Origin of the sequence: Haladaptatus salinisoli (genome assembly GCF_020614375.1) — an archaeon.
GTDB classification, from domain to species: domain Archaea; phylum Halobacteriota; class Halobacteria; order Halobacteriales; family Haladaptataceae; genus Haladaptatus; species Haladaptatus salinisoli.
Genome location: NZ_CP085330.1, coordinates 345,987 through 368,144, shown reverse-complemented (window position 1 = coordinate 368,144; position 22,158 = coordinate 345,987). Strand labels below are relative to the sequence as shown.

Annotated in this window: 25 protein-coding genes; 15 read left to right on the top strand and 10 right to left on the bottom strand. The window is 66.3% G+C overall.

Annotation, left to right across the window (positions count from 1 at the left end; all coding sequences use genetic code 11):
* The first annotated feature begins 10 nt into the window (after nt 1–10).
* Genes LIX00_RS22370 through LIX00_RS22350 form a run of 5 tightly spaced genes read left to right on the top strand, consistent with a single transcriptional unit; the run spans nt 11 to nt 4,709 of the window.
* The gene (locus LIX00_RS22370; protein ID WP_227356734.1) at nt 11–1,243 is read left to right on the top strand and encodes an ABC transporter substrate-binding protein; all 1,233 of its coding nucleotides are present in this window, start codon (nt 11–13) and stop codon (nt 1,241–1,243) included.
* Between the two features lie 9 nt (nt 1,244–1,252).
* On the top strand, nt 1,253–2,113 hold the full coding sequence (locus LIX00_RS22365; RefSeq protein ID WP_227356733.1) for a branched-chain amino acid ABC transporter permease: 861 nt from the start codon (nt 1,253–1,255) through the stop codon (nt 2,111–2,113).
* A 4-nt stretch (nt 2,114–2,117) separates the two neighbouring features.
* Complete coding sequence (locus LIX00_RS22360) at nt 2,118–3,260, top strand: branched-chain amino acid ABC transporter permease (RefSeq protein ID WP_227356732.1); 1,143 nt, start codon at nt 2,118–2,120, stop codon at nt 3,258–3,260.
* Nucleotides 3,250–4,008 (top strand): ABC transporter ATP-binding protein, encoded by a 759-nt coding sequence (locus LIX00_RS22355; RefSeq protein WP_227356731.1) that lies wholly within the window; start codon nt 3,250–3,252, stop codon nt 4,006–4,008. The genes LIX00_RS22360 and LIX00_RS22355 overlap by 11 nt, the downstream gene beginning before the upstream one ends.
* Nucleotides 4,005–4,709: an ABC transporter ATP-binding protein gene (locus LIX00_RS22350; RefSeq protein WP_227356730.1), complete on the top strand. Its 705-nt coding sequence runs from the start codon at nt 4,005–4,007 to the stop codon at nt 4,707–4,709. Before LIX00_RS22355 ends, LIX00_RS22350 begins: the two co-directional genes overlap by 4 nt.
* Here LIX00_RS22350 and LIX00_RS22345 read toward each other — a convergent pair whose 3' ends face one another.
* Complete coding sequence (locus LIX00_RS22345; RefSeq protein ID WP_227356729.1) at nt 4,710–5,690, bottom strand: FAS1-like dehydratase domain-containing protein; 981 nt, start codon at nt 5,688–5,690, stop codon at nt 4,710–4,712.
* Between the two features lie 152 nt (nt 5,691–5,842).
* Between LIX00_RS22345 and LIX00_RS22340 the strand changes: the two genes are divergently transcribed.
* Together LIX00_RS22340 and LIX00_RS22335 are read left to right on the top strand one after the other, a co-directional pair.
* Nucleotides 5,843–6,988: an acyl-CoA dehydrogenase family protein gene (locus LIX00_RS22340; protein WP_227356728.1), complete on the top strand. Its 1,146-nt coding sequence runs from the start codon at nt 5,843–5,845 to the stop codon at nt 6,986–6,988.
* A 73-nt stretch (nt 6,989–7,061) separates the two neighbouring features.
* Nucleotides 7,062–7,580 carry an Lrp/AsnC family transcriptional regulator gene (locus LIX00_RS22335; RefSeq protein ID WP_227356727.1) on the top strand — a complete coding sequence of 173 codons (519 nt, stop codon included), beginning with the start codon at nt 7,062–7,064 and terminating at the stop codon, nt 7,578–7,580.
* Between the two features lie 406 nt (nt 7,581–7,986).
* Here LIX00_RS22335 and LIX00_RS22330 read toward each other — a convergent pair whose 3' ends face one another.
* From LIX00_RS22330 to LIX00_RS22320, 3 genes are all read right to left on the bottom strand, one after another.
* On the bottom strand, nt 7,987–9,939 hold the full coding sequence (locus LIX00_RS22330) for a 3-hydroxyacyl-CoA dehydrogenase/enoyl-CoA hydratase family protein (RefSeq protein ID WP_227356726.1): 1,953 nt from the start codon (nt 9,937–9,939) through the stop codon (nt 7,987–7,989).
* Between the two features lie 119 nt (nt 9,940–10,058).
* Complete coding sequence (locus LIX00_RS22325; protein WP_227356725.1) at nt 10,059–10,499, bottom strand: MaoC family dehydratase; 441 nt, start codon at nt 10,497–10,499, stop codon at nt 10,059–10,061.
* Nucleotides 10,496–11,569 (bottom strand): phosphotransferase family protein, encoded by a 1,074-nt coding sequence (locus LIX00_RS22320; protein ID WP_227356724.1) that lies wholly within the window; start codon nt 11,567–11,569, stop codon nt 10,496–10,498. The genes LIX00_RS22325 and LIX00_RS22320 overlap by 4 nt, the downstream gene beginning before the upstream one ends.
* Before the next feature lie 102 nt (nt 11,570–11,671).
* Here LIX00_RS22320 and LIX00_RS22315 point away from each other — a divergent pair, with 102 nt between their 5' ends.
* Nucleotides 11,672–12,886, top strand: coding sequence for an acyl-CoA dehydrogenase family protein (locus tag LIX00_RS22315; RefSeq protein ID WP_227356723.1), 1,215 nt, complete (start codon nt 11,672–11,674; stop codon nt 12,884–12,886).
* Between the two features lie 51 nt (nt 12,887–12,937).
* On the opposite strand, the gene LIX00_RS22310 is transcribed toward LIX00_RS22315, so the two are convergent.
* Entirely contained in the window at nt 12,938–14,719 is a 1,782-nt protein-coding gene (locus LIX00_RS22310; RefSeq protein WP_227356722.1) for an acyl-CoA dehydrogenase family protein, read from the bottom strand.
* Between the two features lie 101 nt (nt 14,720–14,820).
* Nucleotides 14,821–15,042 (bottom strand): hypothetical protein, encoded by a 222-nt coding sequence (locus LIX00_RS22305; RefSeq protein WP_227356721.1) that lies wholly within the window; start codon nt 15,040–15,042, stop codon nt 14,821–14,823.
* Between the two features lie 191 nt (nt 15,043–15,233).
* Here LIX00_RS22305 and LIX00_RS22300 point away from each other — a divergent pair, with 191 nt between their 5' ends.
* Nucleotides 15,234–15,980 carry a ThuA domain-containing protein gene (locus tag LIX00_RS22300; protein WP_227356720.1) on the top strand — a complete coding sequence of 249 codons (747 nt, stop codon included), beginning with the start codon at nt 15,234–15,236 and terminating at the stop codon, nt 15,978–15,980.
* A gap of 35 nt (nt 15,981–16,015) precedes the next feature.
* On the opposite strand, the gene LIX00_RS22295 is transcribed toward LIX00_RS22300, so the two are convergent.
* The 4 genes from LIX00_RS22295 to LIX00_RS22280 are packed head-to-tail and all read right to left on the bottom strand — an operon-like array spanning nt 16,016 to nt 18,718.
* Nucleotides 16,016–16,813, bottom strand: coding sequence for a creatininase family protein (locus LIX00_RS22295; protein WP_227356719.1), 798 nt, complete (start codon nt 16,811–16,813; stop codon nt 16,016–16,018).
* A 49-nt stretch (nt 16,814–16,862) separates the two neighbouring features.
* Nucleotides 16,863–17,330, bottom strand: a complete 468-nt coding sequence (locus LIX00_RS22290; RefSeq protein WP_227356718.1) for a GNAT family N-acetyltransferase — start codon at nt 17,328–17,330, stop codon at nt 16,863–16,865.
* On the bottom strand, nt 17,330–18,439 hold the full coding sequence (gene trpS / locus LIX00_RS22285; RefSeq protein ID WP_227356717.1) for a tryptophan--tRNA ligase: 1,110 nt from the start codon (nt 18,437–18,439) through the stop codon (nt 17,330–17,332). Before trpS ends, LIX00_RS22290 begins: the two co-directional genes overlap by 1 nt.
* 51 nt (nt 18,440–18,490) lie before the next feature.
* Nucleotides 18,491–18,718, bottom strand: a complete 228-nt coding sequence (locus tag LIX00_RS22280) for a hypothetical protein (protein WP_227356716.1) — start codon at nt 18,716–18,718, stop codon at nt 18,491–18,493.
* Nucleotides 18,719–18,740: 22 nt separating this feature from the next.
* Between LIX00_RS22280 and LIX00_RS22275 the strand changes: the two genes are divergently transcribed.
* From LIX00_RS22275 to LIX00_RS22250, 6 genes are all read left to right on the top strand, one after another.
* A complete protein-coding gene (locus tag LIX00_RS22275) occupies nt 18,741–19,412 on the top strand; it encodes a helix-turn-helix domain-containing protein (RefSeq protein WP_227356715.1) in 672 nt (223 codons plus the stop codon).
* Nucleotides 19,413–19,538: 126 nt separating this feature from the next.
* Nucleotides 19,539–19,754 (top strand): Sp36 family protein, encoded by a 216-nt coding sequence (gene sp36, locus LIX00_RS22270; RefSeq protein WP_227356714.1) that lies wholly within the window; start codon nt 19,539–19,541, stop codon nt 19,752–19,754.
* Nucleotides 19,747–20,769 carry a DUF7972 family membrane protein gene (locus LIX00_RS22265; RefSeq protein WP_227356713.1) on the top strand — a complete coding sequence of 341 codons (1,023 nt, stop codon included), beginning with the start codon at nt 19,747–19,749 and terminating at the stop codon, nt 20,767–20,769. Before sp36 ends, LIX00_RS22265 begins: the two co-directional genes overlap by 8 nt.
* A 53-nt stretch (nt 20,770–20,822) precedes the next feature.
* The gene (locus tag LIX00_RS22260; RefSeq protein WP_227356712.1) at nt 20,823–21,110 is read left to right on the top strand and encodes a winged helix-turn-helix domain-containing protein; all 288 of its coding nucleotides are present in this window, start codon (nt 20,823–20,825) and stop codon (nt 21,108–21,110) included.
* Nucleotides 21,111–21,164: 54 nt separating this feature from the next.
* A complete protein-coding gene (locus tag LIX00_RS22255) occupies nt 21,165–21,467 on the top strand; it encodes a DUF8036 family membrane protein (protein ID WP_227356711.1) in 303 nt (100 codons plus the stop codon).
* A gap of 75 nt (nt 21,468–21,542) precedes the next feature.
* Nucleotides 21,543–22,100, top strand: coding sequence for a COG4315 family predicted lipoprotein (locus LIX00_RS22250; protein ID WP_227356710.1), 558 nt, complete (start codon nt 21,543–21,545; stop codon nt 22,098–22,100).
* Nucleotides 22,101–22,158: the final 58 nt, after the last annotated feature.

The window sequence follows — 22,158 nt, the reverse complement described above, 5'->3', positions numbered from 1 at the left end:
TCGTCGGTCGGTGCTGAAAACGGCAGGCGTCTCGGGAACCGTCGGGCTCGCCGGGTGCCTCGGAAGCGGGGGCGGCGGCCCATCGGGACCCATCAAAGTCGGCGTGCTCGCGCCCGAACCGACGAAGAACCCCATCGGCGCGTCCATCGCCAACGGCGCGAAGTTAGCGGCCAAACAGCTCACCGAGGACGGCGGCGTTCTCGGCGAGGACGTGAAGGTCATCGTCAAGGACACCCACGAGGACCCTTCGACGGGGAAATCCAAGTACCAGAACCTCACCGTCGGGCAGAGCGTCGATTTCACGACCGGCGTGTTCACCAGCGAGGTGCTCTTGAACCTCATGGACTCCATCGCCCAACAGAAGACCGTCCACATGGGGTCGGGCGCGGCCACGCCGGAGGCGAGCAAGCGCGTCGCGCAGAACTACGACAAGTACAAGTACTTCTTCCGAACCGGTCCGGTGAACTCCCACTTCCTCGGGGTCAACATGGTCGACTTCGCGAAGTCGCAGTTCGACAAGATGGGCTGGAAGTCCGTCGCCGTCCTCGCCGAGGACTACGCGTGGACGAAGCCGGTGACGAAGGTGCTGGGCGAACAGCTCTCTAAAACCGGCGTCGACGTTCCACTCAACAAGCGGTACGCGAGCGGAACGAAGGACTTCTCGCCCATCTACGACGACATCGAGAGCGCGAACGCGGACGCCGCCTACGTCGTCATGGCCCACACCGGGACGGCCGCGGTCGTCCAGTGGGCGAAACAGCAACGGAAGTTCGAGTTCGGCGGCATCCACGTTCCCATGCAGTTCCCGTCCTACTACGGTTCGGTGAGCGGCGCTTGTCGGTACGCGCTCACGCAGAACTCCGCGACCCCCACCTCGAAGGTCACGAAGAAGACCGTCCCGTTCGCGGAGAGCTACAAGAAGGAGTACGACAAGTACCCGGTGTACACGGGCTACATCACGTTCGACGCCGTCAAGCAGTACGCGGCCGCCGTGAAGAGCGCCAGTTCGCGGAAGGCCGGCGACGTCATCCCGAAGCTCGAATCGTCGACGTACACGGGCACCACGGGCACGCTGAAGTACTACGGGAAGGGCGAGAAGTACCCGCACGACGTTGTCTACGGGAAGGACGCCGCGTGGCCGATGTGGCTCCAGTGGCAGAAGGAGGGCCAGAGCGGCGTCCAAAAGCCCATCTGGCCGTCGGACATCGCGACGGGGTCGTACAAGAAGCCGCCATGGGTGTGAGAGTTCGCTATGGCAGGAGTTCTCAACACCGTCGTCAACGCGGTGCTCATCAGCGCGCTGTACGCGCTCGTCGCCATCGGGTTCACGCTCATCTTCGGCGTCGGCGGCGTCCTCAACCTCAGCCACGGCGCGAACATCACCGTCGGAGCGTTCACGGCGTACTTCGTAACGAGGGTCATCGAACTCAACGTCTGGGTGGGGGCGTTCGCCGCGCTCGTCGTACCGGCCCTGTTCGCGGCCGCGCTGTACCTCGTGATGATACGCCGCGTGCAGGACAACCCGATCACCGTGATGATACTCACGCTGGTCGTCGCCATCGTCGTCGAGGAGGTGGTGAAGATACTCGTCGGCACCCAGCCGCAGGCCATCCCGTCGCTGTTCGCGGGCCACATCGCCGTCGCGGGCGGCGTCCAGTCGAATCGCGTGCTCGCGTTCGCGCTCTCGTGGGTCGTCATCGGCGTCCTCTTCGCCACCGTGAACTACTCCCGGACCGGCAAGGCGATCCTGGCGACCAGCATGTCCACGCGCGGGGCGTCGCTCGTCGGCATCGAAACCGACAGGATGTACCTCTACACGTGGATGATAGCGGGCGCGCTCGCCGGACTGGCGGGCGTCTTCCTCGGGTCGATACAGACCGCCGACTGGGCCATGGGGCGGGAACCGCTCGTGCTCTCGTTTTCCATCGTCGTCCTGGGCGGTATCGGTTCCATCCGGGGCAGCCTCGTCGGCGCGTACATCATCGGCTTCCTCGAGGTGTTCACGGTGTCGTACGTGGATTCGAGCCTGAGCGGGCTGGCGTCGCTGGTCGTCCTCGTGGTCATCCTGCTCGTGAAACCGGAGGGGCTGTTCGGACGGGAGTTGGAGGAGTGATTCGATGAGCGAAGATGTCGACTCCCGGAACTTCGGTTCCGTCCGCTCGCTCGCGCCGCGGTACGTGTTCGGGCTGGCGGGACTCGTCGTCCTCGCGCTCGCGCCGTTCTTGCTCCCGGTCGTCCTCGGTCGCGGTCAGGGCCTCCTCGCCGTCGTCACGCTCACCGTCGCGCTCTTTTTCGCCATGTTCGCGATGAGTTGGGACGCCGTCTCCGGCTACACGGGTCAGATAAGCTTCGGTCACGCGCTGTTCTTCACGGTCGGCGGCTACGGCTCCGCGCTGCTAAACCTCGAATTCGGCGTCCCCCCGGTCGCGGCGATACTCTTCGGAACGGTCGCCGCGGCGCTCGCGGGCGTTCTCATCGGCGTCCCGGCGCTCCGCCTCGAAGGTCCGTACCTCTCGCTCATCACGCTCGTCGCACCCCTCATCCTGCTCCAGCTGTTCATCGTGTTCAGCGACACGTTCGGCGGGGAACTCGGGCTTCCGAGTCCCGACCCGCTCGTTCCGGCGTCGAGCTTCACGGCCCAGACGATGGCGGACTACTACGTCGCGTTCGCGCTGTTCGTCGCCATCCTCGGCGTCCTGCTCGCGGTGACGCGCTCGGACGCCGGGTCCGTCTTCACGGCCATCCGGGAGGACGAGGAGGCGGTCGCGGCCGCGGGCATCAACCCGGCGAAGTTCAAGATATTCGCGTTCGTGCTCTCCGCGGCGGTCGGCGGCCTCGCGGGCGCGGTCTTCGTGCACACGGCGGGCAAACCACAACCGAGCCAACTGCTCGTGATGTCCGTCAGCATCGAGGTCATCATCGCCACCATCGTCGGCGGGATGGGAACCATCACGGGCGCGGCGGTCGGCGGCCTGTTCTTCAGCCTCTTTCGGGAGTGGCTCTCGAACGTGAGCGCGACCGTCCCGGTGTTGAACGTGCAGGTCGCCTCCCTCGACCTCCTGTTGTTCTCGCTGGTCACGCTCGCGCTCCTCTTTTTCCTGCCCGGCGGTCTCCTCCGCTGGGGCATCGAACGGGGTCGGAGCGTCGTCGTGGACAATCCGGAACCGGTCGCCGACGGCGGCCGGACGCCGACGGAGCAGGTTCTCGACGCCTACCGAGAGGCGCTCGACCGAATCGGAGGTGGCGACCGTGAGCGGTGAGCGGAGTCCATCGGACGGCATCCTCGTCCTCGACGACCTCCGGAAGGAGTTCGGGGGTCTCACCGCGGTCGACGACCTCTCGTTCGCGGTGGAGGAGGGCGAGATACTCGGGTTCATCGGGCCGAACGGGGCCGGGAAATCGACGACGTTCAACTGCGTCACCGGGGCGTATCCGCCCACCGCCGGAACCGTTCGGTATCGCGGCGAGGACGTCACGGGCGAACCCGCCTACGAGATGGTCAAGCGCGGGATGGCGCGGACGTTCCAGTCGTTCCGGCCCTTCCGAGACAGGACGGTCCGCCAAAACGTTGCCATCGCGCTCACCCCCGACCGCATCCTCTCGCTCTCGGGACTGCGCGGCGAGACGCTGTCGCGCGCGACCGACATCTGCGAGCGCGTCGGACTCGGCGACCGCGCCGACAGTTCCCCGGACGAACTGCCGCACGCCGGGCTCCTCCGCCTCGAACTCGCCCGGGCGCTGGCGACCGACCCCGACCTCCTCCTCGTCGACGAACCGTTCGCCGGACTGTCGAGCGGGGAGGTGAGCGAACTGTCCGACCTCCTCCGCTCGCTCCGGGACGAGGGCGTGACGCTCGTCGTCGTCGACCACAACATGCGGGGGTTGCTCTCGCTCATCGACCGCGCCGTCGTCATCCAGTTCGGCTCGAAGATAGCCGAGGGGACGCCCGAGGCGATACGCGAGAACGAGACGGTTCAGGAGGCCTACCTCGGGGGTGCCGATTCGTGAGCGACCTGATATCCGTCGAGGACGTTCGCGTCTCGTACGGCGAGGTCGCCGCGCTCCGCGGAATCTCCGCGCGCGTCGACGACGGCGAAATCGTCGGCGTCATCGGCCCGAACGGGGCCGGGAAGACGACGCTCGTCGAGACGGTCTCCGGGTTCCACGACTACGACGGGCGCGTCGCCTACCGCGACCGGGAAGTCGCCGGCCACCACCCCGCCGACCTCGTCGCCGACGGGTTGGTCCACTGCGCGGAGAGCCGCGACCTCTTCGGCCACCTCTCGGTCGAGGACAACCTCGAACTCGGCGCGTACCGTCACCGCGACGGCGTCGAAGACCGTTTGGAGTTCGTCTACGACCTCTTTCCGGTGCTCGCGGAGCGCGCCGACCAGAACGCCCGGACGATGAGCGGGGGCGAACAGCAGATGCTCGCCATCGGGCGGGCGCTGATGGGCGACCCGGACGTCCTCCTCTTAGACGAACCGACGCTCGGACTCGCGCCCGTCGTCCTCCGCGACATCAGCGACGGCCTCGACGAGATTCGGGACGCCGGGGTGACCGTGTTGCTCGCCGAACAGAACGTGACGTTCACGATGAACCACGCGGACCGCGTGTATCTCCTGGAGAACGGGAAGGTCGAGCGGGAGGGCGACCCCGAGACCCTCCGCGGGGACGAGTACATCCGAACCGCCTACCTCGGCGAGTGATCAGACGACCGCGGTCGCGTCGCCGTCGACGACCTTCTGACCGTCGTCCGCGACGACTTCGAGCGCCACGGTCACGCGCCGACCGCCGCGCTCGTCCGCACCCTCGTCGCCCGCGTCCGCTATCTCCCGAACTTCGGCGCGCGCGGAGAGTGTGTCGCCCGGGAAGGCGCGCGCCGTGAACCGCGTCCGGTAGGACTCGAGTCCGCCGAGTCCGAACCACTCCCGGAGGAGGCGGGAGGCGACGCCCGCGCTGAACATCCCCTGGGCGAAGACGCTCGGGTGACCGGCGTCCGTCGCGTACGGTTCGTCGTAGTGGACGGGGTTGAAGTCCCCGCTCGCCCCGGCGTATCGGACGAAATCCCGGCGCTCCAGCGGCGACGTTTCGACCGTCGGGCCGACCGCACCGACCGTCAGGTCGGCGGCGTCTTCGGCGGGCGCGGCGTCCTCCGGGGCGTCGATTTCGCCGCGCGCCGGGGCGCTTTCTCCCGTCGGCGCGCCGTCCGTCTCGATGCGGGTGTTCCACGCCGACTGGACGAGGGCGTCGCTGTCGGCGTCGTAGAAGTCGGTTCTGAGGACGGCGAACGTCATCGTCCCGCCGCTTCGCCCCTCCCGTTGGAAGACGTCCTCGAGCGTCGTCTCGCCGTAGAGTTCGTCGTCGACGTGCAGCGGGCGCTCGTACCGGAACCGCTGTTCGCCGTGGAGCACGTACTCGCGTCGAAAGCCGAGGTCGAAGCCGAAGTCGTGGTCGACGCCGGGCGGGCGGTACCGGGGGAAGAACGACGACCGGGTGAACGTCGGCGGCGCGGGAAGCGAGTGGTGGCCCGCTTCGCGTGCGGTTTCCAGGTCGCGGTACGTCGGGTGCGGATCGCGAATCGCCCGCGCGAACTCCGCTACTTTCCCGGCTTCCACCCGAAACCCCTCGACGGTTCGGTTCGTCGCTCCGACCTGCGATTCGAGGGCGGAGAGCGGTTCGTTTGGCATGGTTCCATATCGAGCGCGGAAGGGAAAAACGTATCTCGCGCGGTTCGTCACCGCTCCCGGAACGCGGACTCGCTCGCGGCCCTCGGGGACGACTGTTAACTTAGTTTCCAATATCGGAAAAATACTAAACAATGGAACGCAAAGGTGGGCGTATGAGTTTCCAACTCTCAGACGAACACCGCGCCGTCCGGCAGGCCGTCCGCGAGTTCGGCGAGAACGAGATAGAACCCGTCGCGCGCGAACACGACGAGGAGAAATCGTACCCCCACGAACTGGTCGAGAAGGCCGCCGAGTACGATTTCGTCGCGCCGAGCATCCCCGTCGAGTACGGCGGCGCGGGGATGGACACCCTCTCGTCCATCATCGTCACCGAGGAACTCTGGCGCGCCGACGGCGGCATCGGGAGCGCCATCGGGAGCCGCGGGTTCGGCTCGAACATGATTCGGAAGTACGGCGACGAGCGGATGAAAGAGGAGTGGTTGCCCCGCATCGCCAGCGGCGAGTCGGCGTGCTGTAGCTGCATCTCCGAACCGGGTCACGGCTCGGACGTCGCCGGCATCGAGACCGTCGCGGAGACCGACGGCGACGAGTACGTCATCAACGGGAACAAGATGTGGATAACGAACGGCACCGTCGCGGACGTCGCCGTCGTCATGGCGAAGACCGACCCCGAGGCCGAACCGCCGCACCGCGGCATCAGCGCCATCCTCGTCCCCACCGATACGGACGGGTTCGAACCCACGAAGATAGACAACAAGCTCGGCATCCGCGCGTCCGATCTCGCCGAAATCGTCCTGAACGACGTTCGCGTCCCGACCGAGAACGTCATCGGCGAGGAGGACAAGGGATTTTACCAGCTCATGGACTTCTTCGCGTCCGGGCGGGTGAGCGTCGCCTCGCAGGCCGTCGGCGTCGCGCAGGCCGCCGTCGACGAGGCCGTCGACTACGCGAACGAGCGCGAGCAGGGCGGCCGACTCATCAAGGATTACCAGGCCATCGGTCACAAGGTCGCCGAGATGGCCACGAACGTGGAAGCCGCCAGGTCGCTGACCTACCGCGCGGCGTCCCACGTCGGTTCCGGCGACGACGAACTGGCGACCCGCTTCGCGAGCATGGCGAAGCTCTTCGCGTCCGAGCACGCGGTCGACGTCGCCGACGAGGCGATTCAGGTGCACGGCGGCGCGGGGTTCGTCACCGACCATCCCGTCGAGCGATACTACCGCGACGCCCGCATCACGAAGATATACGAGGGGACGAGCGAGATTCAGAAGAACATCATCTCCGACCGCCTGCTCTGACGATGGACGGCGACACGCGAACCGCGGGCGAACATCGTACGGAACTAAAACGATGTCCTTCGTAGACCGCAGTATGACCGAGGACGAACCGGACTGGGAGTTCAAGGAGCGCGACATCGCCATCCTCCAGGAACTGGCGCACGACCCCCAGATATCCTCCCGAAACCTCACGGAAGTGCTCGCGGAGAAGTACGACATCGACGTCTCGCACGTGACGGTGAGCGAATCCATCCGGAAGATGCGGAACGCCGGCGTCTTCCGGGAGGCCGTTATCCCGAACGAGGCCTACTTCATCTTCGCGCTCTTCGAGTTCAAGTTCAACCCCGAGCACTTCGCGGAGGGGTGGCGGGAGGCGATGGAGTACATCCAGAACGACGAGAACACGCTCTTTTACTTCCTCTCCGACGGCGAGTACCAGTGGAAATCCGTGATGATGTTCCAGACCCGGGAGGCCGAGTCGCGGTGGATTCACGAGTTCTACAAGGAACACGGGAAGGTCGTGGACAACATCCGGAACAGCGTCGTGACGAACGTGCTGAAGTTCGGGACGAGTTCGGAACTGTTCGACCACCTCCCGAAGGGCGGGGAGTGAGTTTCCGACGGGAGGAAAGCGACGGTGGGACGTCCCCATCGCTACGAGTCGGTTCTGTTTCGACGCTGTGCACAGCGACGCTCGCAACACTACCGCAGTGATGCGGACGCCGAAAGCCCCCGCCCAAACCGCATCAGCCACGAGCCCGAGGACACGGTCGTCCGAGGGTCTGTCTGACTGTCGCGCGAGGGATGACGAACGAACGCAGTGGGTGAGGGAATCGGCTGGGAGGGAGTGGGCTACGATGGCAGGTACTGTTGGGGGAACTGAAAGGGATCAGGAACTTTCGGCGTCTGCTCCTCGGTGCCCCGCTCGTCTCAACCAAAGGCTGTTCGTCGCGAGCGGACGAGGGCGTTCTCCGCGAAGTCGCCTCGTCATCGACGGAGCCGATGCAGCACCGACGGACCTAGCGCCCTTCGAACTCGGGGTCGCGCTTCTCGCGGAACGCCGCCGTCCCCTCGCGGACGTCGTCGGTACTCATCAACAGGCCGAAGCCCTGACTCTCCATCGCCAGCGCGGCGTCGAGGCTGGCGTCCGCCCCCTCGTTCATGACCGTCTTCGCGACCTTCAGCGCGACGGGCGGCCCTCGGAGGAGGTCGTCGACGAACTCCGCGACGACCCCCTCGAACTCGTCCTCGGGGACGCAGCGGTTGACGAGGCCCCACTCCTCGGCTCGCTCGGCGTCGATGCGGTTGCCGCGGAAGACGAGTTCCTTCGCCCGCGTCTCCCCGAGTATCCGGAGGAGACGCTGGGTGCCCCCGCCGCCCGGGATGAGGCCGAGGCCGATCTCGGGCGAGCCGAACTCGGAGCCTTCGGTGGCGATTCGGAGGTCGCAGGCGAGCGCCAGTTCGAGGCCGGCCCCGAGACAGAAGCCGTCCACCTTCGCTATCGTCGGACGGTCGAACTCGTTGACGGTCTCGAAGGCGGGCGTCACGTCCACGAAGTCGGTTGGCGTTGCGTCCGCGAAGCCGCCGATGTCGGCACCCGCGCTGAACGCCCGGTCGCCCGCGCCCTCGAACACGACGCAGCGGACGTCGTCTACGTCCGCGTTCGAGAGGAGGTGGTCTATCTCGCCGAGGAGGTCGCCCGAGAGCGCGTTCAGTCGCTCGGGGCGGTCGAGTTCGACGGTGAGGAGGCCGTCGTCGAGCTCGTAGTTCAGGAACCGGTAGTCGCCGATTCCGTCGGACGAGTACTCGTAGAACCCCTCGCCGGAATCCCGCCCGGTCTTCCCCGCTTCGACGAGTTCGACGAGGTACTCGGCGGGTTCGAAGCGGTCCTCGCCGGTCTCCTCGCGGAGGTCCTCCAACTTCGAGAGCACCGCGTCGAGTCCGATTTCGTCCGCGCGTCCGCACGGCCCCTCGGGGAACCCGGTGCCGAGGCGCATCCCGGTGTCGACCGCCTCGGGGGTCGCCACGTCGTCGCCGACGAGTTTGGCGGCCTCGTTCACCATGCGAGCCTCGACGCGGAGGGTGTCGAACCCCTCGCCGTCCTCCGGTTCGTAGTCCGCCCCGTCGCCGTCCTCGTACTCGTAGTACCCGGTTCCGGTTTTCCGGCCGAGCTCCTCCGCCTCGACCCTCTCTCGGAGGACGGGCGGAATCGTTTTCCCGGCCTCCTTTCGGACGTGGTAGCCCACGTCGAGTCCCGTGAGGTCGGCGAGTTCGAACGGCCCCATCGGGTAGCCGCGCCGGTGAACCATCGCGGCGTCCGCCTGTCGGACGGTCGCCTCGTCGTTCGAGGCCATCCACGCGGGTTCGTCCAAGAACGGGCCGAGCACCGAGTTCACGACGAATCCGTTCACGTCCTTCCGGACGTAGATCGGCGTCTTTCCGACGGCTTCGACGAACTCGTAGACGGTTTCGGCGGTCTCGTCGGCGGTCTCTTCCCCGTAGATGACCTCGACGAGGTCCATCTTCACCGGCGGGTTGAAAAAGTGCATCCCGGCGACGCGGTCGGGGTCGTCGGTCGCCGCGGCGATCTTCGTGATGGAGAGCGACGACGTGTTCGAGGCGAGCAGCGCGTCCTCCGGCGCGAGTTCGGCGAGTTCGGCGAAGATGTCCCGTTTGAGGTCGAGTCGCTCGGGGGCGGCCTCGACGACGAAGTCGGCGTCCGAAACCGCCGCTTCGAGGTCGACCGTCGTCTCGATGCGGTCGAGGATTTCCTCCGGGGGTTCGTCGAGACGGTCTTTCTCCGCGAGTTTCCGCAGACTCCACTCGATGCTCTCGTACCCGTCTTCCACGATGTCGCTCTCGATGTCGCGCATCGTGACCGGATACCCGGCCATGGCGACGACCTCGGCGATGCCGTGACCCATGTTGCCCGCGCCGAGCACCGCGACGCGTTCGATGTCGGTGACGTCCATACGTACCTGTTCGCGCCGTCCTACATTAATCCTCACTTTTTACATTACGTTGTTAGGAAAAATTCGTTCTGAGAAAGCACTGGAAAGCTAAACACGGGTTTCGATAGCGGTTGGTCGGTTCACTCGCCGCGGCGCACGAACATCGCGGTCTCCATCGAGAGCACGATTTCGTCGTCCTGATTCGAGGTCTCCACGTGCGATTTCACCAGTCCTCGCCGAGGGTCGCTCTCCAGCGGGCGTTTATCGGTCACCTCGGTTCGGACGGAGAGCACGTCCCCCGGTCGCACCGGTCGGCGGAACCGAATCTCGTCGACGCCCGGCGACCCGAGGCTCCCCTCCTCGTCGAGGGAGTTCTCCACGAGCAGTCGCATCGTCATCGCGCAGGTGTGCCACCCGCTCGCGATCAATCCGCCGTACATCGACTCCGCCGCCGCCTCCTCGTCAACGTGGAACGGCTGCGGGTCGTACCGCTCGGCGAACGAGAGTATCTCCCCTTTCGTGACCTCGTAGCGGCCGAATTCGTCGACGTCGCCGACGGCGACGTCCGCGTAAGTGCTCACAGCGGTTCCTCCCCCTCGATGATGCGAACCGCGCGCTCGGCGAGCGCCGGCACCCGTTCTTCCATGAGCGGGTACATCTCGTCGTCGCTGTTCCCCTCGAGGTAGCGCCGGTAGAACATCTCGCCGAGGGCGGCGAGTTTGTAGACCGCGAGCGCCCGATAGAACCGCTCGTGTTCGAACGCGATTCCCGTCCGCTCCTCGTACCGCTCGACGAGTTCCCGGCGGGTCGGGTAGCCGTCGCGCTCCATGAACGTCGCCGTCAGCTCCGGAACGGCCGGTTCCGGGTCCTTCGCGTCGCGCCAGTACGAGAGCATCCACCCGAGGTCCGCGCGGGGGTCGCCGAGCGTGCTCATCTCCCAGTCGAAGACCGCGACCAACTCGGGCGGCGTTCCCGGCCCGAACATCACGTTGTCGAGTTTGTAGTCGCCGTGTACGAGCGCTCGGGGGTGGCCCGTCGGCGTCGACGCTTCGAGCCACTCGCCGACCCGCTCCAGTTCCGGAACCGCGCGCTCGTCGGCGGTGCGCTCGAACGCCCACGCCAACTGCTGGCCCCAGCGTTCGACCTGTCGCTCCGTGTACCCCTCGGGATGGCCGAACTCGCCGAGTCCCACCGCCTCGTACTCGACGGTGTGGACGGACGCGAGGGTGTCGACGAGTTCCTCGCCGATTCGCCGGCGGTGCGACCGCGAGTCGAACCGGTCGGGTTCCGATTCGCGGAGCACGTCGCCCTCGACCAGTTCCATCACGTAGAAGTTGCTCCCGATGACGCCGCGGTCCTCGCACGCCGCGACGGTATTCGGGACGGGAACCTCGGTTCCCTGGAGGGCGTCCGTAACGCGGAACTCCCGGAGGACGTCGTGGGCCGTGTCCGCCGTCTCGCCCGGCGGCGGTCGTCGGACGACCAGCGTTCGCTCGCCCCACTCGACGAACAGGGTCTCGTTCGAGTGGCCGGCCGCGTGGCGCTCGACCGCGTACGACCCCGCCGAGCCGAGTTCGTCCGTCAAAAACGCCTCCAGCGCGTCCTCGTCGACGAGTCGGTCGAAGTACTCCTCCTGATTCGAGTCGGACATACTCCTCCGTTCGTGTTCATTGTACGAGTATTTATGGGTGAAGCTTAACGATAGTGGCTGTTCTGCGCTACTCTTTTTACAATGTGGGTCAGTGTAGACGGTATGGAGTACGACGACTCAGAGACTGCCCGGACGTTCGCCGCGCGGACGCGCGAGTTCATCGACGAGGTCGTGGTTCCCGTCGAGCGCGAGGCGCTCGGAAACGGGCCGGTCGACGACGGGACGATTCGAGAACTGCGCGACGCCGCCCGAGACGACGGGGTCTACGCCCCGCACCTCCCCGAGGAGTACGGCGGTCACGGACTCGGGTACCGGGACATGCTCCCGGTGTTCGAAGCGGCCGGGCGCAGCCTGCTCGGTCCGGCGGCCATCAGGGTCGACGCGCCGGACGAGGGGAACATGCACACGCTGGAGCAGTTCGGAACCGACGCGCAGAAGGAGGCGTGGCTCCGCCCCCTCGTCGCCGGGGAAGCGCGGTCGGGATTCTCGATGACCGAACCGTCGCCGGGCGCGGGGTCGGACCCGAAGATGATTCGGACGACCGCCGAGAAGGACGGCGACGAGTGGGTCATCGACGGTCACAAGTGGTGGACGACGCAGGGGAGCGAGGCGGACGTGCTCATCGTGATGGCGCGAACCGACCCGGACGCCCACCCCTACCGCGGGTGCTCGCTCTTCCTCGTGCCCGCGGAGACGCCGGGCGTCGAAATCGTCCGGGACATCCCGCACGTCGGCGGCGGTCTCACCGGGACCGGACACGCCGAGATACGGTACGAGAACGTCCGCGTCCCCGAGGACGCCCTCCTCGGCGAACTGAACGAGGGGTTCAGGCACGCACAGCAGCGCCTCGGCCCCGCCCGACTCACGCACTGCATGCGCTTTTCGGGGATGGCCGAGCGCGCGCTCGACGTCGCGAAGGCGTACACGAGCGAGCGCGAGGCGTTCGGGACGCCGATAAGCGAGAAACAGAATCCGCGCTTCAGGGTCGCCGAGGCCGAGACGCGACTGCACGCCGCGAGGACGATGGTTCGACACGCCGCCCGCGAGATAGCGGGCGGCGGCGAGGCCCGCGTCCCCGTCTCCATGGCGAAGGTATTCACTGCGAACGTCGTGCAGGACGTCATCGACGACTGCCTCCAACTCTGCGGCGGGAGCGGAATCGGGAAGGACCTCCCCATCGCGGACTTCTACGAGAACGTCCGCGCGTTCCGCATCGTCGACGGCGCGGACGAGGTTCACAAGCGCGTCATCGCCCGCGAAGCGTTCGAGAACGTCGATACGAGCGAACTCGAGAACATCCCCGAGTACGAGGGGTGAGCCGCCTCGAAGCCGCGACGTGGCGGCGGTCGGCGGCACCGTCGGTCGGACTCAGTCGTCGGCCGGCGCGGGTTCGCCGAGCATCGCCGGGTCCAGCGGCGCGTGGCGGACGACGGCGTCGAAGTGCTCCAGCGCGGGCGCGTCGCGGTCGGCGATTCCGCGGGCGGAGGGCGTCGTGAGCATGTGGCGGACGAACCGCTCGGCGACGACGGCCTTCCGGGCGTCGTCGTCCTCGTCGAGTTCGCGCTGCGCGTTCGACAGCAGGAGGCTCGCGGTCACCACGTCGAAGACGTAGTCGGCGAGTCGCTTGGCCTCGTGCTGCGCGTAGTCGTCGTCCCCCGCCGCCAGCGCGAGCGTGGCCTCCTGCAGCGACGCGAACTCCTCGGAGACGGTTTCGGCGAGGGGTTCGAGGTACGGATGCTCCGCGTCGGCGAGGAACCCCTCGACGAGCGGGAGGAGCGCCTCGTGGGCGTCCTCCCGCTCCAGCGTTCGCAGGAGGTCGAGCGAGAGGACGTTCGACGTCCCCTCCCAGATGGGGAGCACCTGGGCGTCGCGGAGGAGTCGGTGGGTGACGAAGTCCGCGACGTAGCCGTTTCCGCCCTGAATCTCCATCGCGTAGGAGGCGTTCTCGACCGCCATGCGGGCGGTTCGAAGCTTGGCGATGGGCGTGAGCGTCCGCATCAGGCGGAACGCCTCGCGGTCGTCGCGGTCGCGCTCGTAGCGGTCGAGCCAGCGACCGGCCTCCAGCGAGAACGCCAGCGCCGCCTCGTAGTCCACCGCCATCTCCACGAGGTCGCGCTTCATCAGCGGGTACTCCCGAATCGGCCGACCGAACGCCTCGCGGTTCGCGGCCTGCACCTTGCTCTCCACGAGCGCGCGCCCCATGATGCCGACCGCGCCCACGGCGTTGGTGACGCGCTCCCAGTTCAGCATCGTCGTCATGTACTCGAACCCCCGCTCGGGTTCGCCGACGAGGTGGCCCTCGGCCCCGCGGAACTCGACTTCGCCCGTCGGAACGCTGATGGTGCCGAGTTTGTCCTTGAGGCGGCGGTACAGTTGGTCGTTCAACTCGCCGTCCCGCGTCTCGTGGGGGACGAGGAAGAGCGAGAGCCCCTTCGTTCCTTCCGGCGCGCCGGCGCGGCGCGCGAGCACGAGCGTCCCCTGCGCGTCGATGTTGCTGCAGAACCACTTCTCGCCGGTGAGTTCGTACGTCCGCGTTTCGGAGGGATCGCCGACCGGTTCGGCGACGGTCTCGTTCGCGCCCACGTCGCTGCCGCCCTGCTCCTCGGTGAGGAACATCGCCCCCTCGATGCGGTCGTCGCGGTTCCGGCTGGTCAGCCCCTCGAAGTAGTCGTCGAGGTGGCCGTCCTCGTCGTGGTTCCGCAGGACGAGCGCGGCCCCCGCCGTCATGGAGACCGGACAGACGAATCCCGCGTCGACGTAGGAGAGGAGCAACTGCATCGTGAGCGTGTGGACGAGACCGAGCGGTTCGTCGCGCCCCGGCGGCGGTCGGAAGGCGTCGGCGACGACGCCGCGCTCGTAGGTGAGACGCTCGTTCTCGCGCTGGGCGGGGTGGTAGTACACCTCGTTCGCGACGTTCCCGCGCTCGTCGTACGTGGACAGTTCGGGACCGCGTTCGTCTATCACGTCCGCGTTGTCCGCGATGGTGTCGCCGACGACGGCGCCGAACTCGTCCAGTCGGTCCTCGGCCCACTCGAACTCGTCCTCTGGGTAGACCCGTCGCGCTTCCTTCCGCAGCGCCGGGTCGTGGCGCCAGTAGTTCATGCCGCGACCCTCGTCGTGGCGACCGTAGTCGAACGGCGGGGATGTCATGTGTCATCGCACACCATCCCCGCTGTTAAAGGATTCTAGAACCGACGAGGCGTTGGGACGAGTTTCTCCTTCTGCGGCGAGGGGGAACCGACGCGGGTCGGCTACTTCTCGTGGAAGTAGACGGCTCGTTCGCGCTCCGGTAGCTGTCTGTCCTCGTCCGCGTCGTACGGGGCGGTGCATCGCCGCCGATAGCGGGTGAAGAAATCGAGCGGCGACCCCGGGAAGAGGTCGTCCCACCGGTCGCCGCGTTCCACGATGATTCGCTGGTCGTACTCGGTACCGCAGGCGGGACACTCGTTGGCGTCGGATGCGCGGAAAGACATTCGTTACCGCACTAACGCGACCGACGCGTTTCAGTCCACCGTTCGTTTCGAGGCGAGGCGGGACGATCCGTCGGCGGCGACGGTCTCGACGCCGATACTCCACGACGTCGAGGGGGTTCGAGAGTCGCCGCCGATGGTGGATTCTTGCCGCTTGGTGAAACGGTTTAATCGAACGGCGGTAGGAGGTAGCTATGTCGACGACGGTCACCGTCTGGAACGAGTACGTCCACGAGCGGAACCACGACGAAGTCGCGGAGATCTACCCCGACGGAATTCACGCGGTCATCGCTGACGCGCTCGCCGACCGGGGGTTCGAAACGCGGACGGCCACCCTCGACGAACCGGAACACGGGCTGTCGGAGGAGGTCCTCGACGAGACGGACGTGTTGACGTGGTGGGGCCACGCCGCCCACGACGAGGTGGACGACGAGGTGGTGCAACGTGTGAAAGAGCGCGTCCTCGACGGAATGGGGCTGCTCGTCCTCCACTCGGGGCACTTCTCGAAGATATTCAAGGAGCTGATGGGGACAACCTGCGGGCTGAAGTGGCGCGAGGCCGCCGAGACAGAGCGGTTGTGGGTGACCGACCCCGCCCATCCCATCGTCGACGGCATCGACGAGTACGTCGAACTGTCCGAAGCCGAGATGTACGGCGAGCACTTCGACGTTCCCGAACCGGATTCGCTCGTCTTCACCTCGTGGTTCGAGGGCGGCGAGGTCTTCAGGAGCGGGTGCTGTTATCAGCGCGGCGAGGGCCGAGTGTTCTACTTCCGACCGGGTCACGAGACGTACCCCATCTACCACGACGACGATATCCAGCGGGTGCTGGCGAACGCCTGCGAGTGGGCCGCGCCGAACGAGGACGGGCCGGACGTGGAACGCGGAAACAGCGATCCGATCGAGGATATCGACACGTCCGACGAGCGCACCGTCCACTGAATCGCCCGTCCGCCGACTTCGCTTTCCGCGAGCGCCTACGACCGCCGGCTTCCCGGTTGCGGGTCGACGTGGGGTTTCGCCATCAGGTCGGCGAAGTCCTTCTCGTCTATCCAGTCGAGCAGGTTCACGAGTTGATCGGTCGCGGCCTCGAACAACCGCTCGCCCTTCTCCGGCGTCGCGTCGGTCTGGTCGCCGAGCACACCGTTTTCGGTGTTGTCGATGGCGTCGTAGTAGTTGCGCGCGCCGTGGACGAAGAGGTCCCCGTCCGATAGCTCCACCAGTCCGCCGTCCCGGGCGTCCTCCAGTTTCTCCTCGCGGACGAGGTCCGGCGCGATGTGCAGTATCATCGCCGTCTCCTTCGGGCCGCCGTGCGGACCGTTGTGCTCGAAGAGGTCGCTGACGAGCGTCGGGATGGACTCGTCCCACATCCACTCGACGGCGAACGCCACCTCGTCCTCCCGCAGTCGGCGACCGACCTCCCGCAGGTGCTCCGTGTTCCCGCCGTGCGCGTTGACGTAGACGATGCGGTCGATGCCGTGGTAGGAGAGGTTCCGCGAGAAGCTATCGACGTAGTCCCGAAACGCGGGCGGGTCGACCCACATCGTCCCGTGGAACTGCTTGTGGTGGGGGCTGACGCCGACGTCGACGGTCGGCGTGCAGAGGTAGCCCCCGCGGTCGGCGGCCTCGCGGGCCAGCGCCTCCGCGATGAGGTGGTCGGTCGCCAGCGGGAGGTGCGGACCGTGTTGTTCGGTCGACCCGAGCGGGACGACCGCCAGCGATTCCTCCGCGACGTAGTCACCGAGTTCCGGCCACGTCCTGTCGGCGAGGTACATGGAAGAGTTAGCTTCGCGCGAGGGTATAAACCTCCGTTCGCCGCGGACGCTACAACCGCTTCGTCATCCGGTGTCGCGTCGTTTCGAACCCGCCGTCCTCGTACAGCGATCGCGCGACCCCGTTCTCGGCGTGCACGTCGAGCGAGAGGTGGTCGCACCCCCGGCGTCGCGCCCACGCCTCGGCGCGCGCGAGGAGGTGCGAGGCGATGCGCTCCCGGCGGCGCTCCGGCGCGACGTAGAGTCCGTCGACGTACCCTCGCGGGCCGCGGGCGAACACCGGGGGAGACGACCCCTTCTCGACCGCGACGAAGCCGACCGGTTCGTCGTCGTCGGCCACGTAGGTGGCGACGTCGTCGTCCGAAAACCGCTCCGTCACGTAGGAGCGAACTTCCCGTCGGACGCCCCGTTCGGCGAGCGCGTCGAAGTCGTCCACCGCGGCCATCTCGCGGGCGAAGGGCAACCAGAGGTCGTCGACGAACGTCGCGAGTTCGTCCGCCCGGAGTCGCCGTATTCGCATCAGTCGGACGCTCCGACGGCGGTGTGTTCGTCGAGGTACGCTTCGACCTCCGGGCGGGCCTCCTCGCGCCTGCGCCGGTGGTCGCGCAGGAACGCTTCGAGTCGCTCTTTGGCGATCTGTTTCAACTCGCCCGAGAGCATCTCGCCCGACTCGTACTCCTCGCGGATGCGCTCCAGTTCGTCGTCGTCCTCCACGAGGTGGTACGCGAGCAGTTCGAACACCGTGTCCTCCTCGACGTTCCCGCCTTTTCGGCGGTGCTCCTCGACGCTGACCCGACCGCCGGTCTTCGCCTCGTCTATCTTCCGCTTCGCGTCCGCCACGGAGTCGGTGAGCGCGATGTAGCTCTTCGGGTCGGACGAACTCATCTTCCCGCCCTGGAGGCCGCGCATGAACCGGTGGTACGTACTCGCCGGCTTGACGTAGCTCGCGTCGCGGTAGCGGGCGGCGACGTCGCGAGTCAGCCGGACGTGCGGGTCCTGGTCGATGCCGACCGGGACGACCGTGGGTTTCGGCCCGCCGCGGTCGGGCGACTGCGGCCGGAGGATGTCGGCGTACTGGGTCAGCGCCGAGACGAGTTTTCCGGGGTCGGCGCTCCCGTAGGTCGCCTCGAACTCGTTCTGGGTGACGTGCCGGGCGAACAGTTTGCTCCGAACGTGGTGGTCGTTGCCCGCCCCGGACTGGAAGTAGAAGTCCGTCGCGTCGAGGTCCAACCCCAGCGCGACGTAGTTCAACAGGTACTCCTCGACGACGAGTTCGCGGGCTTCTTCGAGCGACACGTCCCGCGTGGCGTACGACTCGACGTCCGCCGCGCAGAGCGTGACCTCCGCGCCCATCTCCTGGAACATGAGCACCTGCTCGACCACGGTGCGGTGGCCGAAGTGGAAGACGCCGGAGGGCATGATTCCGGTCATCGTCGCGAACGGTTCGCCGTCGTCGCGGGCGTCGAGGACGACGTCGAGGTCGCGGTGTCCGAACACCAACCCCCGCCGGACGAGCCGGTTGTCCGGCAGGCGGTCGGCCACCTCCTCGATGGGTTCGATGCCGAACTGCGCCATCGTCGCCTCGTAGTCGGTCACCTCCACGTCGCCCCACGGGTCGAGTTTCGTCACGACTGACCTCCGTGCGGGAACGCTCTCGCTAACGGTACGGCAGAAATCGGCTCAGTGCGCCGTGGTCGGCCAAAATCGACCACCGGCAGTGGTGGCTGCGAACATACCGTCTTTCCCTCGGGCGGTTCGAGTGAAAAACGTTTCGACCGTCGCGGCGGTCGGATGCGCCGGGCGGCGCGGCGTCTGTCGCTCTCCGAACATCGTTCGCCGAATCGCGTCCGCACCGTCGTTTCGTTCACCGTCGTCGCCCCCGATTTCGGGAGCCAACGGGTATATCAAGGACCCACTCCATATCCGTCACATGACGGGAACCGTCGTTGAGGTCGAGGTTCCGGCCGACGAGTTCGCGCTCAGCCAGACGCTCTCCGCCGTGGCGGACTCCGAATTCGAAATCGAGCGCGTCGTCGCCCACGATGCCGAAATGATGATGCCGTTCGTCTGGGTGAGCGGCGGCGAGCGCGAGGCGATCGAGACCGCCCTCTCCGAGGACCCGAGCGTAAGCGAGTTCGAGTTGCTCGCCAATCCGAACGAAGAGTGGTTCTATCGGATGGAGTGGGTCGACCAGATAGAGACGCTCGTTCGGATTCTCGTCGAGGAGGAGGGGACCATCCTCGCCGCGACGGGCAACAGCGACCACTGGAATCTCCGCATCCTGTTTCCCGACCGGGACTCCCTGTCGCGAACCTACGACTACTGCGAAGAGAACGGACTCGCGCTCGACATACTGAACATCTACCGTCTGGAGGAGGGTCGGCAGGGGCGTTTCGGCCTGACGCAGGAACAGCAGGACGCGCTCACGCTCGCGTACGACGAGGGCTACTACGACATCCCCCGCAATCTGGACGCCGGCGACCTCGCCGAAGAGTTGGGTATCACGCATCAGGCGGTCTCCGAACGCCTCCGACGCGCCCACGAGAACCTCGTGAAGAACACCCTCATCATCGGTCGAGGCCCCGACGAGAAGGGAAAGTAGCACTCTCGACGTCGAGCGGAACGGGCGTGCCGTCTGCCGCAAGCGTACGCGCTCGCCCCGGCGTCGCCCGGAGCACCCCTCGCCGCACGCTAACACGCTTATGGTAGCGTCGCTAGTGATGTTTCTATGCGCGCTAGCAATCCCGCCAAGTGGGAGTACCGAAGTCTCAGACCTCCCCGCGAGGAAACGCAGAAGGAGGCGAGCGACCCGACGGACCGACTCAACGAACTCGGCGGTGAGGGGTGGGAGTTCGTCGACACCGTCGACTACACCGGCGGTGGAACGAAGTTCTTGGTGCTGAAACGGCCGCTGAATAGGGACGCGGGGGCAGAAGATGAGTGACGACGAAGCGGGCGACGTCGAAACTGCGGACACGATGCGGGGGCGGTCGGAGGAAAGTCGGCTCAAAATCTGGTTGCTCTTCCGCACGAATCGGTTTCTTCTAACCGGACTACTCGCGTTCCTCGTCTTCGTTTCGCTCGTCGCGTTTAGCGCCGCTCTCGACCCGCCGCTTCCGAGCGAGATCAAATCGACGGACACCATCGAGACGATATTCTCGGCGATGATCGGCGTGATCGTCACCGGCACGACGCTCGTCGTCACCATCAGTCAACTAGTCCTCTCGCAGGAGAACGGCCCGTTGGGCGACCAACGAGAGCGCATGAGCGACGCGATGGACTTTCGAACGTACACGAAGGACCTGTTCGGCTCCGTCGTTCCGGCCGACCCCTCGGCGTTCCTCGGTCGACTCGTCGCCGCGACCGAACGGCGGGCCGAGGTGCTCGACCGTCTCGTCCGAGAGAGCGACGACGAGGAGTTGGTTCGCCAAGCGTCCGAGTTCATCGACAGCCTACACGGAAACACAAAGGAAGTGCAGGACGAACTGGAGGGAGCGCAGTTCGGGACGTTCGACGTGCTGTTCGCCGCGTTGAACTTCAATTACGGATGGAAGATATATCAGGTCGAACGGATGAGCGAGGAGTTCTCCGACTCCTTGAACGACGACCAGCGCGCCGCGTTCGACGACCTGGAAACGGCGCTCGCCATGTTCGGTCCGGCGCGCGAGCACATCAAGACGCTCTACTTCCAGTGGGCGCTCGTCGACCTCTCCCAGTACATCCTCTACGCGGCGATTCCGGCGCTCGTCGTCTCCGGCGGAATGTTGACGTTCGTCGGAGCCGAGACGTTCTCCGGAACCGTACTGAGGATTCCGACCGTCACGTGGGTAGTTAGTATCGCGTTCACGATCACGCTCGTCCCCTTCCTGTTGTTCACGGCGTACATCCTTCGCATCGCTCCGGTAGCCAAACGAACGCTCGCCATCGGCCCGTTTATTCTCCGAGAATCCCAGCGGTAAGTTTCGTCGTTCGACCGGACGTGTTTTGTCACCGGCCTTCCATCGGTTAACTGATGGAAGGCGTTCTCTGGTACCTTCTCGCGAGTTCCCGGGGCGGACCGACGAGAGTCCGCATCCTCCGGGCGCTGGACGAGCGACCGCGGAACGCCAACCAACTCGCGACCGAACTGGAACTCGACTACACGACGGTTCGCCACCACCTCGACGTGCTGTTGGAGAACAACGTCGTCAGGCGGACGGACGACGAGTACGCCGCGGTCTACCTGTTCACCGAGCAAGTCGAATCGAACTGGGGGACCGTCGAGGAGATACTCGCCGTCGTCGACTCGGAGGACCCATGATTCCGGACGAAATTTGGACAGCACATATAGCCGCCGACTGCAAACGGAGTACCGATGACCATCTGGCTTGACGTCGCCCGGGCCGCCGCGGGGGTGAACCTGTTGGTACTGCTGGCGCTGGGCTCCGTCTGGCTTCGTAACTACCGCCGGCACGGCGCTCGACACACCCTCGGACTGCTCGTGTTCGCGGCCTTCCTCCTCGTGGAGAACGCGCTCTGGCTGTACTTCTACCTCCTCCATCCGGAGTTCATCGGCTGGTTCGACCACGCCGCGGTCGACGTTCAGGTCGGCGTGACGCTCCTCTGCGGCCTCGAACTGGTCGCGCTCGCCTTTCTCGCCCGAATCACGTGGCTCTGATTCGGGGCCGAAGTTGGACGAATTTTGGACTGAGTTCGGAAAACGCTCATCCCCCGAGTCGACCTCCGTTTAGTCATGCGCCCAACAAGACGCGCGTTCCTCACGACCGTCGGCGCGACGATGACGCTCGCGGGATGCCTCGGCGGAGACGGCGGAACGAATCGGACGACCGCGACGACTGCGGGAGCGACGAAGACGACGACCACGACGGACGGACAGGCGTCGAAAGCGACCGTCCGAGTCTCCTCGCACCCGAAACTCGGCGACGTCCTCGTCGGTCCGAACGACATGACGCTCTACATGTTCGACAGCGATACGAAGGGGAAGATGGCGAGCACGTGCTACGACTCCTGCGCCGACGCGTGGCCGCCGCTCACGGTCGGGGGGTCGCCGACGAAGGGCGACGGCGTCGCGGCGACGCTCTCGACCTTCGAGCGGAAGTCGGGCAAAAAACAGGTGGCGGCCAACGGCTGGCCGCTGTACTACTTTGCGTCCGACGCGAACCCCGGCGACGCGAGCGGACAGGGGGTCAACGACGTGTGGTGGGTGCTCGCGCCCGACGGCACGCCGATACGATCGAAGGCGACGACGACCACCACGACCTCCTCGTCGGGCGGCGACGGCGGATACTGAGGGCGAGTCGGCGCGAACGAAGCGATCCGATTTTCACCCTGGCCGAAGTCGATTAGTT